The 14,468-nt window shown below is 61.3% G+C and carries 14 protein-coding genes; all 14 read right to left on the bottom strand.

Annotated elements, in window-relative coordinates; translation table 11 throughout:
- Positions 1 to 19: 19 nt before the first annotated feature.
- Positions 20 to 1,372 (bottom strand): MATE family efflux transporter, encoded by a 1,353-nt coding sequence (locus F6V30_RS03590; protein WP_151155116.1) that lies wholly within the window; start codon positions 1,370 to 1,372, stop codon positions 20 to 22.
- A gap of 104 nt (positions 1,373 to 1,476) precedes the next feature.
- A complete protein-coding gene (gene flgL, locus F6V30_RS03585; RefSeq protein WP_151155115.1) occupies positions 1,477 to 2,391 on the bottom strand; it encodes a flagellar hook-associated protein FlgL in 915 nt (304 codons plus the stop codon).
- Positions 2,392 to 2,413: 22 nt separating this feature from the next.
- Positions 2,414 to 3,811 (bottom strand): flagellar hook-associated protein FlgK, encoded by a 1,398-nt coding sequence (flgK, locus tag F6V30_RS03580; protein WP_151155114.1) that lies wholly within the window; start codon positions 3,809 to 3,811, stop codon positions 2,414 to 2,416.
- 1 nt (position 3,812) lies between these two features.
- On the bottom strand, positions 3,813 to 4,292 hold the full coding sequence (flgN, locus tag F6V30_RS03575; protein WP_151155113.1) for a flagellar export chaperone FlgN: 480 nt from the start codon (positions 4,290 to 4,292) through the stop codon (positions 3,813 to 3,815).
- 24 nt (positions 4,293 to 4,316) lie between these two features.
- The gene (locus tag F6V30_RS03570; protein ID WP_151155112.1) at positions 4,317 to 4,691 is read right to left on the bottom strand and encodes a rod-binding protein; all 375 of its coding nucleotides are present in this window, start codon (positions 4,689 to 4,691) and stop codon (positions 4,317 to 4,319) included.
- 293 nt (positions 4,692 to 4,984) lie between these two features.
- Positions 4,985 to 6,079: a flagellar basal body P-ring protein FlgI gene (locus F6V30_RS03565; protein ID WP_151155111.1), complete on the bottom strand. Its 1,095-nt coding sequence runs from the start codon at positions 6,077 to 6,079 to the stop codon at positions 4,985 to 4,987.
- 26 nt (positions 6,080 to 6,105) lie between these two features.
- A complete protein-coding gene (locus F6V30_RS03560) occupies positions 6,106 to 6,780 on the bottom strand; it encodes a flagellar basal body L-ring protein FlgH (protein ID WP_151155110.1) in 675 nt (224 codons plus the stop codon).
- Positions 6,781 to 6,804: 24 nt separating this feature from the next.
- Positions 6,805 to 7,527: a flagellar basal body P-ring formation chaperone FlgA gene (flgA, locus tag F6V30_RS03555; RefSeq protein WP_151155109.1), complete on the bottom strand. Its 723-nt coding sequence runs from the start codon at positions 7,525 to 7,527 to the stop codon at positions 6,805 to 6,807.
- A gap of 86 nt (positions 7,528 to 7,613) precedes the next feature.
- Complete coding sequence (gene flgG / locus F6V30_RS03550) at positions 7,614 to 8,402, bottom strand: flagellar basal-body rod protein FlgG (protein ID WP_151155108.1); 789 nt, start codon at positions 8,400 to 8,402, stop codon at positions 7,614 to 7,616.
- Positions 8,403 to 8,443: 41 nt separating this feature from the next.
- Positions 8,444 to 9,181: a flagellar basal-body rod protein FlgF gene (flgF, locus tag F6V30_RS03545; RefSeq protein WP_151155107.1), complete on the bottom strand. Its 738-nt coding sequence runs from the start codon at positions 9,179 to 9,181 to the stop codon at positions 8,444 to 8,446.
- Positions 9,182 to 9,193: 12 nt separating this feature from the next.
- Entirely contained in the window at positions 9,194 to 9,943 is a 750-nt protein-coding gene (locus tag F6V30_RS03540; RefSeq protein WP_151155106.1) for a sigma-70 family RNA polymerase sigma factor, read from the bottom strand.
- 3 nt (positions 9,944 to 9,946) lie between these two features.
- Positions 9,947 to 10,873, bottom strand: coding sequence for a MinD/ParA family protein (locus tag F6V30_RS03535; protein WP_151155105.1), 927 nt, complete (start codon positions 10,871 to 10,873; stop codon positions 9,947 to 9,949).
- Positions 10,870 to 12,207 (bottom strand): flagellar biosynthesis GTPase FlhF, encoded by a 1,338-nt coding sequence (flhF, locus tag F6V30_RS03530; protein WP_151155104.1) that lies wholly within the window; start codon positions 12,205 to 12,207, stop codon positions 10,870 to 10,872. Before flhF ends, F6V30_RS03535 begins: the two co-directional genes overlap by 4 nt.
- Positions 12,197 to 14,284 carry a flagellar biosynthesis protein FlhA gene (gene flhA / locus F6V30_RS03525; protein WP_151155103.1) on the bottom strand — a complete coding sequence of 696 codons (2,088 nt, stop codon included), beginning with the start codon at positions 14,282 to 14,284 and terminating at the stop codon, positions 12,197 to 12,199. The genes flhF and flhA overlap by 11 nt, the downstream gene beginning before the upstream one ends.
- Between the last annotated feature and the right edge of the window lie 184 nt (positions 14,285 to 14,468).

The raw sequence follows: 14,468 nt of genomic DNA, 5'->3' as shown, positions 1-14,468 counted from the left end.
AGGCGGCTTCCCTGCGTCCCTACACCGCGATGCCGTGCAGGTCGCGTTTGTGGTATCTCCAGGCAAAGGCCGCCCCGCGGAAATACCAGTCGATCAGGAACACCCCCCATACGGCGTACAGGGAGAGGTGCAGCCATGCGGCCGCCACCCACGACAACGCCACCCGTATCCCCCACATGGCCAACAGCGTGACGATGAAGACGTAGAAGGTATCGCCCGCCCCCCGGAGACTGCCGGCATAGACGAACGAAAGCGCCAGGGGCACCTGGGCGAAGGCCACCAGCCGCAGGAAAACGCTCCCCTTGGCGATGACGTCGCCGTCATGGGTGAACAGCCCGATCAGGTAGTGGGGGGCGCAGAAGAAGACGAGCGCCATGAGGGTCATGACCACCACGGCCAGCCGCAGCGCCTCGTTGTGGCTGATGCGCGCGCGGCGGAGCTTCCCGGCCCCCAGGGCCTGCCCCATGAGCGTGGCGGCGGCGATCCCCATGCCGGCGCCGGGCATGAAGGAGAGGGATTCGATGGAAATGCCGATCTGGTGGGCGGCGTAGGCGCCGGTGCCGTAACCGATGATGAAGCTCGAATAGAACAGCTGGCCGCTCTGCTGGGCGACCCGCTCCAGAGCCACCGGCCACCCCACCCGCCATACCATGCCGAAAAGCCAGCCGTCCGGTCGGCCGAAGGTAAGGTAACGCTTGCGCACCGCCTGGACCAGCAGGTAGGAAAAGCCGACGAATTCCGAGCTGTTGATGGCAATGGCAGCGCCTTTGACCCCCAGCGCCGGAAAGCCGGGCGCGCCGTAGATCAGCGGCCAGGCCAGGGCAACGTGCAGGATGTTGACCAGGATGATCGCCTCCATGGGCGTGCGGGTATCCCCGGCACCCTGCATGACGGCGGAAAGGATGTTGAGGCCGGTTGTCCAGACCAGCCCGAGGAACACCAGGCGGATATAGTCGGCGGCCAAAGCCTGGACGTCGGGTGCGGTGCCCATCATGCGGGCGATATCGCCTCCCCAGGCGGCGCCCGCCGCCGTGCAGACCGCCGTCATGGCCAGGCAGGCGAGGCAGCTCACGTAGGCCGCCCGGCGGGCTTCCTCGCGCCTACCGGCACCCCACAGATGGGCGATCACCACCGTTGCCCCGGTGGCCAACCCCCAGAACACGGTCATGGTGACGAACATCAGCAATTGGCCCAGTCCGGTGGCGGCAATGGCGGCAGCCCCCAGCCCGCCGGTCAGGAAGATATCGACGATGGATACCAGGCGCTGGAACAGCGAGGAGAGGAGCACCGGCATGGAGAGGCGGAAAACGTTACGCCGGATGGAGACCGGCCTATGACGGTGCGAAACGATTCTGGCAGGGCTGTTGAACATGGTCCTTTATAGGGCGCACTTCCGGGGAGGTCAATGCTTTTCACGCAACCAAGGCGGGGCCGCAGGGCCCCGCCTTGGCAGTATTCATACCAGCCGCGGAGGGATCACTTCAGGTAGTCCAGAAGCGACATCTGTGAAATCTTGGCGGTGGCCGACAGGGACGCCTGGTAAGAGGTTTGCTGTTGGGTCAATTCCACACCCACCTGCGCCAAGTCCACGTACTGGACATTCCCGGCAATCGTCTCCAGGGTATTCTTGGTGTTCGTGTTCAACGTGGTCGCATTATCGAGCCGCAACAGGCGCGCCGCCACGTCGGTCTGGGCGTTGGTGATCTGGGTGGCGCCGGCCTCGATGGCCTTGGAATCGGCCTTGATGCCGCTCACGTTGTTGGCGCCGATATCCGTGATCAGATTGTCGATGGTCTGCAGGATATTGGTGGTGCCATAGGGGGTCGGATTCGCCGGCGTTGCCGTAGAGCTTCCCGTAAGCAGCTGGTTTCCCGTGATATTCATCTGCTGGGTCGCCCCCTGGCCGATCTCCACCGAGAGGGTATTTTCATTTCCCTGATAGCTATTGCTCGTATAGCTGAAGGGTTGCTGGTTATTGGTCCCCCCGAACACATACTGATCGCCGTACTGGGTATTGCCCATGTCCACCAGCTGCTGTTTCAGGGATTGCAACTGGGAGATTACCGTCTGGCCGACGCTCGGGTCGGTACTGCCGGCGGTTATCGAATCGGCCAGTTTTTTCGCTTGTTCCATGAAACCGGCCATGCCGTCCAGCGCCGTACTGGTCGTCTGCAGCCAGGTGCTCGTTTTGGTGATGTTGCTGGCATACTGGTCGCCGGCCTTGATTTTATCGCCGATGTCGGTCAGGAGCCTGGCACCGATCGGATCGTCGCTGGGACGGTTGATCTGCACCTGGGACGACGCCTGTTCCTGCAGCTTGTTCAACTTGGCCTGCCCCTGCTGGAGATTATAGAGGGCCAGATCGGAGGTCATGTTTGAGGTAATGCGCATAGCCGGATTCTCCTATTCTCTCTTATCTGATAAGTCCAATGACGGTATCCATCATATCGGTCGCCGTGGTGATCAATTTAGACGAAGCCTGGTAGGAACGCTGGTATTGCACGAGATTGGTCAATTCTTCATCCAGCGACACGCCGGAATTGGAATCGCGGAGCGTTTTCAACTGATTGCTGAATGCCGTATCCTGGGTCACGGTATCCCCGCTCGACTTGACGTCCAGGCCGACCTTGCTGACCAGGGTGTCGTAATAGCTGTTGAAGGTCGCCCCGGACATGGTTGCGGTGTCGTGTTGCAACACGGCAATCGCCGAGGCCTTGGTGTTATCCCCGGGAAGCGTGGCGCTTCCCGATGCGGCTATCGTGGCCGTTGTCAACCCGCTTGCAAGCTGAAGGCCGGCCGCGGCGCCACTGGCGGCGGCCGGCGGAGTGAAGAAATCCTGGCCGGTCCCGCCGGTCGGGCTGAACCCCGCGGTATGCAGGCTGTTCACGGTGTCTGCAATCGACTTGGCCAGGGTATCCACCTGGCTCTGGTAGCCGGGGATGATCGTATCGCGCAACGCCAGGGTTGCCCCCAGCGCCCCTGAGGTCGGCGTTACCACCGCCGCGGCCGCTCCGCCGGCCGGCGTCAGATTGACATCATAGAGGGTTGGTGTCGTGGCATTGGGCGTCAGCGAGAATGCACCGGCCTGGGAACCGGTCACCAGGGCGGCGCCGCTGTCCGCGAACTTGATGTCCGTCGTGCCGTCGCTGTTTTCCGTGTAGGTGATGCCGACCTGCTTCGAGAGATCCTGCACCAATTGATCCCGCTGGTCCTTCAGCTCATTGGCGTTGCCGGTCACCAACTGGGTCGTTCTGATCTGGCCGTTGAGTTGGGCGATGTTTTTCAGGGTGGCATTGATGCTGTCCGTCGTAGCGACGAGCGACGTATTCTGGGTGGCGATGGTATCGCTCAGGGTCTTGCTGGTGGCATGGAAGTTGTCCACCATGATCTGGGCCTGGGTCAAAACCGTCTGGCGTTCCGACGTGCCGGTCGGATTGAGGGTAAGATCCTGCCACGCCCCGAAAAAATTGGAAATGGAGGCGCCCAGGCCGTTGTTGGCGACCTCGTTGAACGTGGGCTCGATCTGCTGCAGCACGGTGGATTTGGCCGTGTCGTAGCCGAGGGTGGTCTGGGCAGTCACCATCTGTTGCTGTATCAAGCCGTCGTAGTAACGCTCCACGCCGTTGACGCTGACGCCGGTGCCGAGGGAGAAACCGTTGGCGGTGGTCTGCGGTGCGGTCTCCAGAATGACCCTTTGCCGCGAATAGCCGGGGGTGTTGACGTTGGCGATATTTTCGCTGGTGACCTCGGTAGCGATCTGATATCCGCTGAGGCCGCTCTTGCCGATCTGCATTATTGAATTAAGGCTCATCTCATGCCTCCCTGTTGATCATGACCGACCCTGTCGCCCGCTGCTGATACCCGCCCGATGCGCCGTACACGCTGGACTGGTTGACGAGGCGGGTCAACAGGCTCAAGGTGGTGCTGGCTGCCGCCACAAAACGCTCCGCGATGTCCCGGTTCATGGCGGCCCGTTCCTGCACCTGCCGGGCCGCAACGTTGAGCTCGCGGTACAACCGCTGAATATCCTTTTGGGCGGTTTTGGCCGCAACGTCGCCCAATGAGGCCTCGGGACCGAGCCCCATGGCGGAGGCGGCCGCGGAGATCGCCTGGCGCAGCGGCTCGGTATGGGCCTCTATGCGCTCCGTCAGCTCTTCCTTCAGCCGGTTTATCTCAGCCATGGCATCCAGGTTCATCCCCCCCAGTTCATGCGTCTCCCGTTCAAGGAGGCTGCGCAACTCTTCGAGCAGGTGCAGCTGGAACGTGAGGGTCTCGATCATCGCTTTATTCATGGTTGCGGCTCCCGGACATGGCGCTCATTCCTGATGGTCCGTTTTTTTGACGGCAGTTCGGCTTTCCTGGCGGATAATATCCTTCTCGATGAGGGGTGCCAGCCCCAGGCCGCCCCGCTTGGCTGCGGCTGCGGCATACTCCTGGTCCAGCATGGAGCGATAAATCTCTTCGCCGTGGCCGCCCCCGGTCAGCTTGTCCTTGCCGACCGTCGCCCGCATGGATTGCAGCATCATGCCCACGAAAAGGGCTTCGAAATCCTGGGAGACCTTGTGGGCCTCCTTGAGCTGCTGCGGGCTCAGGCCGGTCGAAGTGCCCTTTGTCTGCCGTTGCAGTTGCCGCGCCTTTTCGGCGGCAGCATTGTCGGTATCGGTTATTATGGGGGAGATGCCGATATCCATAGCCATTCTTTCTTATCGCCACATGAGCCGGGTTCTTGAGTCCCGGGGGCTAAAAAGTTTCCATCAGAAAACTAGCAGGCTGTTGAAAAACTCAGGTTGTTCAAAAATAGTCAGATCGTCGCACCCGCGAGACAAGACCTGAGGAGGCCCTCACCCGGCCTTTGGCCACCCTCTCCCAGAGGGAGAGGGTAACGGTGTTCCTTCTCCCTTTGGGAGAAGGATAGGATGAGGGGCGCTACGCCGCACAATGGTCTTTCGAGGACGAAGGCCTGATGGCTGTTTTTAACAACCTCCTAGATGATGGAAAGGTCCGCCTGCAATGCCCCGGAGGCCTTGATCGCCTGGAAGATGCCGATCAGGTCGCGGGGGGTCACCCCCAGTTGGTTCAAGGCCCGCACGACATCGCCGATGCTGGCGCCCTCCGGCAGGACCATCAGGCGCCGCGACTCTTCCGTCACCTTCAATTCGGTGCGGGGCACGGTCACCGTTTGGCCGCCCGTGCTGAGCGCCGTCGGCTGGGACACCTGCGGCGTCTCCCTGATCACGAGGGAAAGATTGCCGTGGGACACCGCCACCGTGGAGATGCGCACATTCTCTCCCATGACGATGGTGCCGGTCCGTTCGTTGAGCACCACCTTGGCCTGGTTATCCGGCCGAACCTCGAGGGTTTCCAGGGCGGCCACAAACTCTACCGGGCGGTTGGCGTAGGCCTCCGGGATCTTCAGGATCACCGAACCGGGGTCGGTGGTGGTCGCGACGGCCGAGTTGAACTTGGCGTTAATGGCCGTCTCTATGCGGGATGCGGTAGTGAAATCCGCCTTGTGCAGATTGAGGCGCAGGGTCGTCTTGCCCGCCAGCACGTTGGGGATCTCCCGCTCCACAAGCGCGCCGCTGGGAATGCTGCCGGCGGTGGGGTGGTTTTTCTGGGCGCTGGCCGCTTGGCCGCCAAAGGCAAAGGAGTTGGTCAGGACCGACCCCTGGGCAACGGCGTACACCTGGCTGTCGCCACCCCGGAGGGGCGTCATGATGAGGGTGCCTCCGGCAATGCTTTTTGCATCGCCCATGGATGACACCAGCACATCCAACTGGTTCCCCTGCTTGGTGAAGGGGGGCAGCGTTGCCGTGACCATGACCGCGGCCACGTTTTTCAGCTTGATGGAACCGACGTTGGTGGTAATCCCCATCCGTTCCAGCATATTGACGACGGACTGGATATGAATCGAGGCCTGGTCGCTGTCGCCGGTGCCGTTGAGGCCGACAACCAGGCCGTATCCGACCAACTGGTTCTCGCGCACCCCTTCGAAGGCGGCAATGTCCTTGATCCTGATGGCATGGGCAGAGGAAGCCAGAAGCAGAGCGAGCATGGTAAAGACGACTATTCTTCTCATTTCACATCACCTTTGCGGAACGAACCTTAGAAAGGCCAGATCTTGTCGACAATATTCATCAGCCATCCCGGGCTTTGGCGGTCGGAGATGATGCCCCTCCCGGAGTAGCTGATCTTGGCGTCGGAGACATAAATGGAATTGACCACATTGTCCGGACTGATATCCCGCTGCCGCACGGTGCCGGTCAGGACGATTTCCTGGTCTTCGTTGTTAACCTTGATGTTTCTTCGCCCTTCGATCAGCAGGTTGCCGTTGGAAAGCACATCGATCACCTTGGCGGAAATGGTCGCCGTCAGGTTTTCCTGGCGCGAGGTGGAGCCGGAACCGGAAAATTTCGAATCGACATTGGCATTGATCAGTTGGCTCAGATCCATGTTGTTCTTCAGTATGCCGGCCTTCTCCAGGCCCAGGAAATTCGGCATGCCCGCACTGACCGACGAACTCCGCCCCGTATCCGTGCTGGCCTTCTTGGATGCGCTGGCCGTCTCCGAGATGACGATGGTGATGATGTCTCCCCGCCGATGCGCCTTGACGTCCTCGGTGATGCCGCCCGAGGAGGCCGCCTGCCAGATGGAACCGCTGGAATAATCCAACGGCGTTTTCGGAATCTGCTCGTCGAGGCCGACCGTCTTGATTTCCGTCTTCTGCTGTGCGCAGCCTGCGCACAGCAGTAGCAGAAGAAGGCATATGCTCCGTTTCATACCACGTCCTTTTCCCCGGTGCATCTAGAACCCCACCTGTACCGTCGTGGCGTTGACCACCCGGGCCGGAAGCTCCTTGAGCGAGCTCAGGTTCTGCACCATGATGGTGTCCCCTTCCGCGCCGGCACTCCTGGCCCGGCCGGTGACGGTAATCCTCATAACCTCGTTTTCAGCCACAATGGTCACCAGCTGGCCGGATTTGATCAGGGGGACCTTTTCCACCTGGTCGGTCCGGATCGCGGCGTTGGCCTTGATGGACGTCCGCGTCCGTCTGCCCACGATGGCATCCAGGCTGCGGCTATACTTGCCCGCCACAGCGGCCACATCCCGCTTCTGCAGGGTAACGTCCCCCTCGGAGATGACCGCGCCGTAGTCCAGCTGCCGCAGGGCGACCACCATATCGGCCAGCGCCTCCACCTCCACCTGAACCGAGGTGTTCAGCACCACGCGGTCCCGCTGCCGGACAACCACCCCCAGATTGGCGTTGCCCCACCCTTCCCACTGCTGCGGGGCCACCACCTCAAAATCCAGCGGCCCTTCCGGCAGGGCCGGGTTGCCGTTGATGCTCATCCGTTTGATGCGGATCTCCAGCCCGAGATGGGCGGTCTTCTGCTGGATGTACCCGGACACGGCCTCATGGACCCTGGCCTGCCCCGGTGAAGCGCCCTGGTGCGCCGGGGCGGCCGCGGCCATGGACGGCGCCAGGAGAAGGCAAAAAAGGAGTATGCCGATCAATCGCTGTATCATATGTTCGCTTGGGTCCTACTCTGCGGCATGGCTGTTTGCAGGGGCAAACAGTCCGCACGGCGCGCAGCCATCGCAAAGAGAGCCGCTTACCTCTTCATGTTGTTGGCGGTCTGCAGCATCTCGTCGCCCGCCTGTACCGCCTTGGAATTGATCTCGTACGCCCGCTGGCCGACAATCATGTTGACCATCTCGCTCGCCACGTTGACGTTGCTCATCTCCAGGAACCCCTGGGAGATGGTCCCAAGGCCGGTCTGGCCGGGGGTGCCGGTGGTGGCGTTGCCGGAAGAATCCGTCGGGAGGAACAGGTTTTTCCCCTGGGCCGCCAGCCCCGCGGGATTGGCAAACTGGGCCAACTGGATATTGCCCACGTTGGTGGGGGCGGTCTGGCCGGCCTGGTTTACGGATACGGTCCCGTCGTTGCCGACGCTGATCTTGGTGGCGTTGGTCGGGATAACGATCTCCGGCAGCAGAGGGTAACCGTCGGAGGTGACGACCCGCCCCGTGCTGTCCTTCTTGAAGGCGCCGGCGCGCGAGTACGCGGTTGTGCCGTCGGGCATCTGGATCTGGAAAAAGCCGTCGCCCTCGATGGCCATGTCCAGATCGTTGCCGGTCTGGGTGAGATCGCCGGAGGTAAAGATCTTGGTAACGGCGGCAAGGCGCGTCCCGAGGCCGATCTGGATGCCGGTCGGCACCTGGGTGGTGTTGGTGGACGGGGAACCGGTCGTCTTCAGGTTCTGGTAGATCAAATCCTGGAAATCGGCCCGGCTCTTCTTGAAGCCGGTTGTGTTGACGTTGGCCAGGTTGTTGGCAATGACGTCGATATTCGTTTGCTGGCTCTGCATACCTGACGCGGCGGTCCAAAGCGCTCGTAACATGGTCTCAACTCCTCTTTTCGTTTAGTGCCTAGTAGGATTCCTTACAATTTGCCCAGATCATTGGCGGCCTTGGTGGCCATATTGTCGTAGCTCAGTATCACCCGCTGGCATGCTTCAAAGTAGCGGTTGTTTTCGATCATCTGCACCATCTCGCCGACCGTATCCACGTTGGACCCCTCCAGGTGCCCCTGGCGGACCTCCGCCTTGGCGGGCTGGGGCGCGGCGGCCGGTGCGCCGGATGGCACGAACAGTGCGCTGCCCGTCTTCGTCAATTTATAGGGCTTGGGGAAATCCACCAGGTTCAAGGCCCCTGCGGGGGTGCCGTCGACACTGATCTCGCCCTTGGCGTTTATGTCGACCTTGCTCCCTTTTATGCTGATCGGGCCCCCCTGCCCCAGAACCGGGTAGCCGTCCGTCGTGACCAGCGTTCCGTCCGCGGTCAGCCGGAAATTGCCCTGGCGGGTGTACGCGGTCCCGCTGGGGGTCGAGACGGCGAAAAAGCCGTCGCCGTCGATCGCCACGTCCAGGGTATTGCCGGTCTGGCTGACCGGGCCGGTGGCGTAATCGATGTAGACGGTCTCCTTCTGCATGATCGGGTCGGCCGTCTTGGCCTGGGGGTACGCCGGCGGCGTGGTGGCGCTGGTGATCAACCCCTCGAAGGTCATCTTGTCTTTTTTAAAGCCCGGGGTATTCACATTAGCCAGGTTGTTGCTGATGGTGTCCATCCGCTTCATGGCCGCGATATTGCCCGAAAGCGCGGAATACATGCCACTGTTCATGTAAAGCCTCCTTTAGTCCCGGTACAGCTTCAGCTTGCTTTTCAACCGGATCATGGCCTGGCTGAGGAGTTGCGATATGCGCGACTCGGTCAAACTCACGATGGCGCCGATCTCCTTGAGGTTCATCCCCTCGTGGTAATAGAGCGTCACCGCCAGCCGTTCTTTATCCGGCAAGGCCTCGATGGCATCCCCCAGCGCCTGGGCCAGTTGCATCCGCATGACCTGTTGCTGCGGGCTCTTTTCTTCCTGCTCGCTCAGCACATCCGCCAGGCAGAGCGAGTTGCCGTCCTCGTCTTCCCAGCTGTCGTCCAGGCTGAGAAAGGTGAGCACATGCACATCGTCCAACAAGTCGAAGTATTCGTCGAGACTTATGGAAAGGGCCTTGGCCACCTCTTCACTGGTGGGGTTCCTGCCCAGGGTGTGCTCGAGGGTCGTCACCTCCCGCTCCAGACGTTTGTACTTCTCGCGCATGGAACGGCTCAGAATATCGTAGGAGCGCAATTCGTCGATAATGGCCCCACGCACATGCTGTTCGGCAAAGGTCCTGAACAGCACCCCCCGTGCCGGGTCAAACCTGTCGGCCGCATTTATCAGGCCGATCACCGCCGCACTCGTCAGATCCTGGGGGTCCAGATGGGGCGGAAGCTGGGAGACGATCCGCCCCACCAGATACTTGACCATGGGCATGTTTTCCATGATCAAGGAGTCGCGCAGCGCCGGTTCAGCCTCGGCGTAGGGACAGTTTTGCTTGCCGGCGGCCACGGCTTAAGCGCCCGCAGAATTGTCGAGGAACCGCCGGAAAAAAAACTGGATATTCCCCTTGAGCCTTGTTTGACACGTGTTCTCGATGACCCTCCGCGCCAGGGTGGTGAAGCAGCCGGCCGCCTCGGAATCGGGGAAGAGGTCGTAGACCGCCTTTTGCCGCTTGACCGCCTCCACCACCTTTTCATCCTTGACGACGCACCCCAGATAGTCCAGGGAGATGTCGAGAAAACGGCCGGCGACGTTGGCCAGCTTGCGGAACACCTCCAAGGCGTCCTCGCTGTCCTTGGCCATGTTGACCAGCACCTTGAAATGGTGTTCCGAATAGCGCGTCGCCAGGAGCTTGATCAGGGCATACACGTCGGTGATGGAGGTCGGCTCGGGAGAGACCACGACGATGATTTCCTGCGCCGCGACGGTGAAATAGGTCACATTCTCGGAGATACCGGCCTCGGTATCCACGATCATGATGTCGAACTGTTCTTCCAGGATGTCGAGCTCGTCCAGGAGCCTGAGCTTGTCGTGCTGGCTCAAGCTGGTAACCTCCTGGACGCCGGACCCTGCCGGGATCACCTTGATGCCGGCAGGACCGTCGATGATGATCTCGCTGATGCTCTTCTCGCCGTTGAGCACATGGTTCAGGTTATAGGCGGGCGAGAGCCCCAGGAGCACATCCAGGTTCCCCAGCCCCAGGTCCGCATCGACGATCAGCACCTTCTTGCCTTGGGCGGACAGGGCCATGGCCAGGTTGGAAACCACGTTGCTCTTGCCCACGCCCCCCTTGCCGCTCGTTACCGAGATGACGCGAATGCCGCGCGCTTCGTCAACCGCACCCGGCCCGGATTGCTCCGCAGAGGCGTTTTTTCGGCTCTGGCGAGCCATCTGGCGCAAGGTATCGGCCTGGTCGCCTGTTCCGGTTACCGTGCTCATTCGGCCGCCTCCCGCAGGATCATGTCGGCCAGTTTGGCGGAGGTTGCGACCTCGATATCCTCCGGCACCCGCTGCCCGGTGGTAAAGTAGGCTATCTGGAGATTGTCCTTCATCAACAGGTTGACCATATTCCCAAAGCTCTCGCTCTCGTCGATCTTGGTAAACACGACCTTGCTGATCTGAAAAATTTTAAACCGGTTGAGGATCTCTTCTAGCTCCCGATCCTTGGTGGTGGCGGAGAGGCACAGGTAGACCTCGATAGGGATCTTGTTGTCGAGAAAGTTCTTCATCTCGTCCAGCTTCTCTTTGTCCTTGTGGCTGCGCCCCGCCGTATCGATGAAGATCAGGTCGCAGGCGGAATGTTTCTCCACGGCCTTTTCCAGCTCCTTGGGGGTGGAAGCCACCTCCAGGGGGATCCCCATGATACGGGAGTAGGTCTTGAGCTGTTCCACCGCGCCCACGCGGAAAATATCCATGGTGATGAGCGCCACCTTGTTGCCCCGGTTGAGGGCGTACATGGCGGCCAGCTTGGCGGTGGTGGTGGTCTTGCCCACGCCGGTCGGCCCCACCAGGGCGATGATGCGGGGGGAGTTCTTGCGCATCTTGAGGGTGCCGGCAAACTTGATCAGCTTCGAGAACGTGGCCACCAGGCGGCTTTTCTGGCTCTGGCTGCCGTCCTCGGCCGGCAAGGCGCTGAGGGTGTCGAGAATCCTCCTGACAAGATCCGTGGAGATGCCGGATTGGGCCAATTCCCGCGCCAGGGGCGAATCCTCGGGCAACAGCTCCAGGCCGGTCTGGGGCTCCGTAGCGGACGTTTCCGCCGCATCGGGCCACTGCACCGCCTTGACGCCCCCCTCCTGACTCTTGGCCAGGGTATTGAGCAGGAGCTTCTTGATTTCCTCCAGATCCTCGCGGGGCACGTTCTTGAGGTTGAGACCAACCGGCGACGGCTCTTCCTGGCTTTGATTTTCCCCCTTGGCCGCCGGTTTCTTTGCGTCGTCTTCCCGCCGGGCGAGAGCATCGACCTTCTCCCGCAGTTCCTTGAGCTCCCGCGCCAGGGGCGCAAACATGGAACTTTCCAGCTCCTCTTTCGCCGTTCGTTCCCGCTCCGGCCGGGGGCGCGGCGGTGCATACGCCGGTGGCGGCGCCGGGGCGGGCCTCGGCACCGGCTCTATGGCGGCGGTCACGCGATACACCGACTTGCTGAAAAAGCCGAGAATCCCGCCGGTGTTCTCCTTCTTGGTGGACAGGATCATGGCGTCCGGGCCGAGTTCGGCTTTAACCATGCGGAGCGCTTCCGCCATGCTTGCTGCTTGAAAGGTCTTAACCAGCATTGACGCTTACCACTCCTAGCGACTGGATTTTGATGTTCTGCGGGATTTCATTGTGGGAAAGCACCGCCATATGCGGAATAAAACGTTCGATCAGCTTCCTGACATGCCGGCGGATGGTGGGCGACGCCAACAGCACCGGCTGGGCGCCGCTCGAACCGAAACGGTCCGCCATGGCACGGATGGTGGTAATGATCTGCTGGGCGACGTTGGGTTCGATCGCCAGGAAACTCCCCTGGTCGGACGGCTGGATGGCTTCGGCGATCACATCCTCCACCTCGCGGTCCAGGGCGATGAGGTACAGGGTGTCGTCGTCCAGCTTGTATTGATCGACGATAAAACGGCCGAGCCCCTGACGCACGAACTCGGTCAGCACATCCGGGTCCTTGGTAAGGCCGGCGTAATCCGCCAGCGTCTCCAGAATGGTGCGCATGTCCCGAATCGACACCCCTTCCTTGAGAAGGCCCTTGACCACCCGCAGGACGGTGCCCAGGTTGAGCTGGTTGGGGATCAGCTCTTCCACCACCTTGGGCGCGCTGACCGCAACGTTGTCCAGCAGTTGCTGGAGTTCCTGGCGCCCCACCAGTTCGTGGGCATAACGCTTGATGATCTCGCTGATATGCGTCGCCACCACGGTGGTGCTGTCCACAACGGTATAGCCGCTGACCTGGGCCTGGTCCCGGTCGTCGGAGCGTATCCAGACCGCCGGCAGCCCGAACACCGGCTCCTTGGTGGCGTTTCCCGGCAGGGCCGAGGTCACCGCACCCGAATCCATAGCCAGGTACTGGCCGGTCAACTCGCTGCCGCCGACACGGGCCCCCCTGATAAGCAGGTTGTACTCGTACGGCCTGAGTTGCAGGTTGTCGTGGATATGGATGGGGGGGACGACAAACCCCATCTTCTGGGCGTACTGGCGCCGGATCGAACGGATGCGCTCCAGCAGTTCCCCGTCCTGGGAGGCGTCCACCATCGGGACGAGGCCGTAGCCGACCTCCAGTTCAAGCACATCCAGCGGCCGGATGGTCGAAGCCTGGTCGATGGCCTCTTCCCCGGAGGCCGCTTCGGGCGCGCCGACCTCTTCGGCGACAACCTGCGCCTTTTCCCGCGCCATCTTGCCGACCAGCAAGGTAGCGCCCGAGAGCAGCAGGAAGGCGAAGTGGGGCAGGCCCGGGATCATGGCGAACAGGAACAGCACCCCCGACGAGACGTAAAACGCCTTGGGATAGTTCATGAACTGGCCGGTAATCTCGACCCCGAAGTTGTTCTCGTCGGCCGACCGCGTCACGATGATGCCGGCCGCGGTCGAGATGATCAGGGCCGGAATCTGGGCCACCAGGCCCTCGCCGATCGTCAGGAGGGTATAGTTGGCCAGCGCGGCCTGGAGCGGCATCCCCTGCTGCCAGACGCCGATGACCAACCCGCCGAAGATATTGACCATTACGATCAGGATGCCGGCCACGGCATCGCCGCGGACGAACTTGCTGGCGCCGTCCATGGAGCCGTAGAAATCGGCTTCGCGGGAGATCTTGATGCGCCGCGCCTTGGCCTCTTTTTCGGTGATCATGCCGGCCGAGAGATCGGCATCGATGGCCATCTGCTTGCCCGGCATGGCGTCCAGGGTAAAGCGGGCCGTAACCTCGGCCACGCGCCCGGCGCCCTTGGTGATGACCACGAAATTGATGATGACCAGGATCAGGAAGATGACGGCCCCAACGACATAATTCCCCCCGACCACGAACTGGCCGAACGCCTTGATGACCGCGCCGGCCGCTTCAACCCCCTCGCTGCCGTGCAGAAGGATCAGACGGGTCGATGCAATATTCAGGGCCAGGCGGAAGAGCGTGGTAACGAGCAGCACGGATGGGAACACGGAAAAATCGAGGGGGTGCTGCGTATAAAGGCAGACCAGCAGGATGGAAAGAGCGATGGTGATATTGGTCGCCAGAAACAGATCCAGGAAAAACGCCGGCAACGGGATGACCATCAGCGAGAGCACGCCGATCAGGGCAATCGCCACGTAGATATCCGAATTTTTGCGGAAGCCCCGTAATTCTATCGTGTCAGTTGTCCCGTTTGCCATTTCCGCTTCCGTTGTTCGTTGTTACGTAACGCATCCAAAAATCATTTGTTTTATGCATTTATTATGCCGTCATCAAACCACCCGCTCCGGCATCCCCGAGCCGCCGGAGCCCGCAGGAACGCCTTTTGCGGGCATGCGGGGCGTACCCGCCGCGTGTCAATTTCTTGAAATTGTCATAATTTTG

Origin of the sequence: Oryzomonas sagensis, assembly GCF_008802355.1 — a bacterium.
Classification (GTDB): domain Bacteria; phylum Desulfobacterota; class Desulfuromonadia; order Geobacterales; family Pseudopelobacteraceae; genus Oryzomonas; species Oryzomonas sagensis.
The sequence above is the reverse complement of the archived record's forward strand: the minus strand, read 5'-3'. Positions and strand labels throughout refer to the sequence as shown.

What these genes read in the sequence shown, in the direction of transcription:
- F6V30_RS03590 (WP_151155116.1), bottom strand. Translation starts at nt 1,372, where the DNA reads ATGTTCAACAGCCCTGCCAGAATCGTTTCGCACCGTCATAGGCCGGTC.
- flgL (WP_151155115.1), bottom strand. Translation starts at nt 2,391, where the DNA reads ATGCGCATTACCTCAAACATGACCTCCGATCTGGCCCTCTATAATCTC.
- flgK (WP_151155114.1), bottom strand. Translation starts at nt 3,811, where the DNA reads ATGAGCCTTAATTCAATAATGCAGATCGGCAAGAGCGGCCTCAGCGGA.
- flgN (WP_151155113.1), bottom strand. Translation starts at nt 4,292, where the DNA reads ATGAATAAAGCGATGATCGAGACCCTCACGTTCCAGCTGCACCTGCTC.
- F6V30_RS03570 (WP_151155112.1), bottom strand. Translation starts at nt 4,691, where the DNA reads ATGGATATCGGCATCTCCCCCATAATAACCGATACCGACAATGCTGCC.
- F6V30_RS03565 (WP_151155111.1), bottom strand. Translation starts at nt 6,079, where the DNA reads ATGAGAAGAATAGTCGTCTTTACCATGCTCGCTCTGCTTCTGGCTTCC.
- F6V30_RS03560 (WP_151155110.1), bottom strand. Translation starts at nt 6,780, where the DNA reads ATGAAACGGAGCATATGCCTTCTTCTGCTACTGCTGTGCGCAGGCTGC.
- flgA (WP_151155109.1), bottom strand. Translation starts at nt 7,527, where the DNA reads ATGATACAGCGATTGATCGGCATACTCCTTTTTTGCCTTCTCCTGGCG.
- flgG (WP_151155108.1), bottom strand. Translation starts at nt 8,402, where the DNA reads ATGTTACGAGCGCTTTGGACCGCCGCGTCAGGTATGCAGAGCCAGCAA.
- flgF (WP_151155107.1), bottom strand. Translation starts at nt 9,181, where the DNA reads ATGAACAGTGGCATGTATTCCGCGCTTTCGGGCAATATCGCGGCCATG.
- F6V30_RS03535 (WP_151155105.1), bottom strand. Translation starts at nt 10,873, where the DNA reads ATGAGCACGGTAACCGGAACAGGCGACCAGGCCGATACCTTGCGCCAG.
- flhF (WP_151155104.1), bottom strand. Translation starts at nt 12,207, where the DNA reads ATGCTGGTTAAGACCTTTCAAGCAGCAAGCATGGCGGAAGCGCTCCGC.
- flhA (WP_151155103.1), bottom strand. Translation starts at nt 14,284, where the DNA reads ATGGCAAACGGGACAACTGACACGATAGAATTACGGGGCTTCCGCAAA.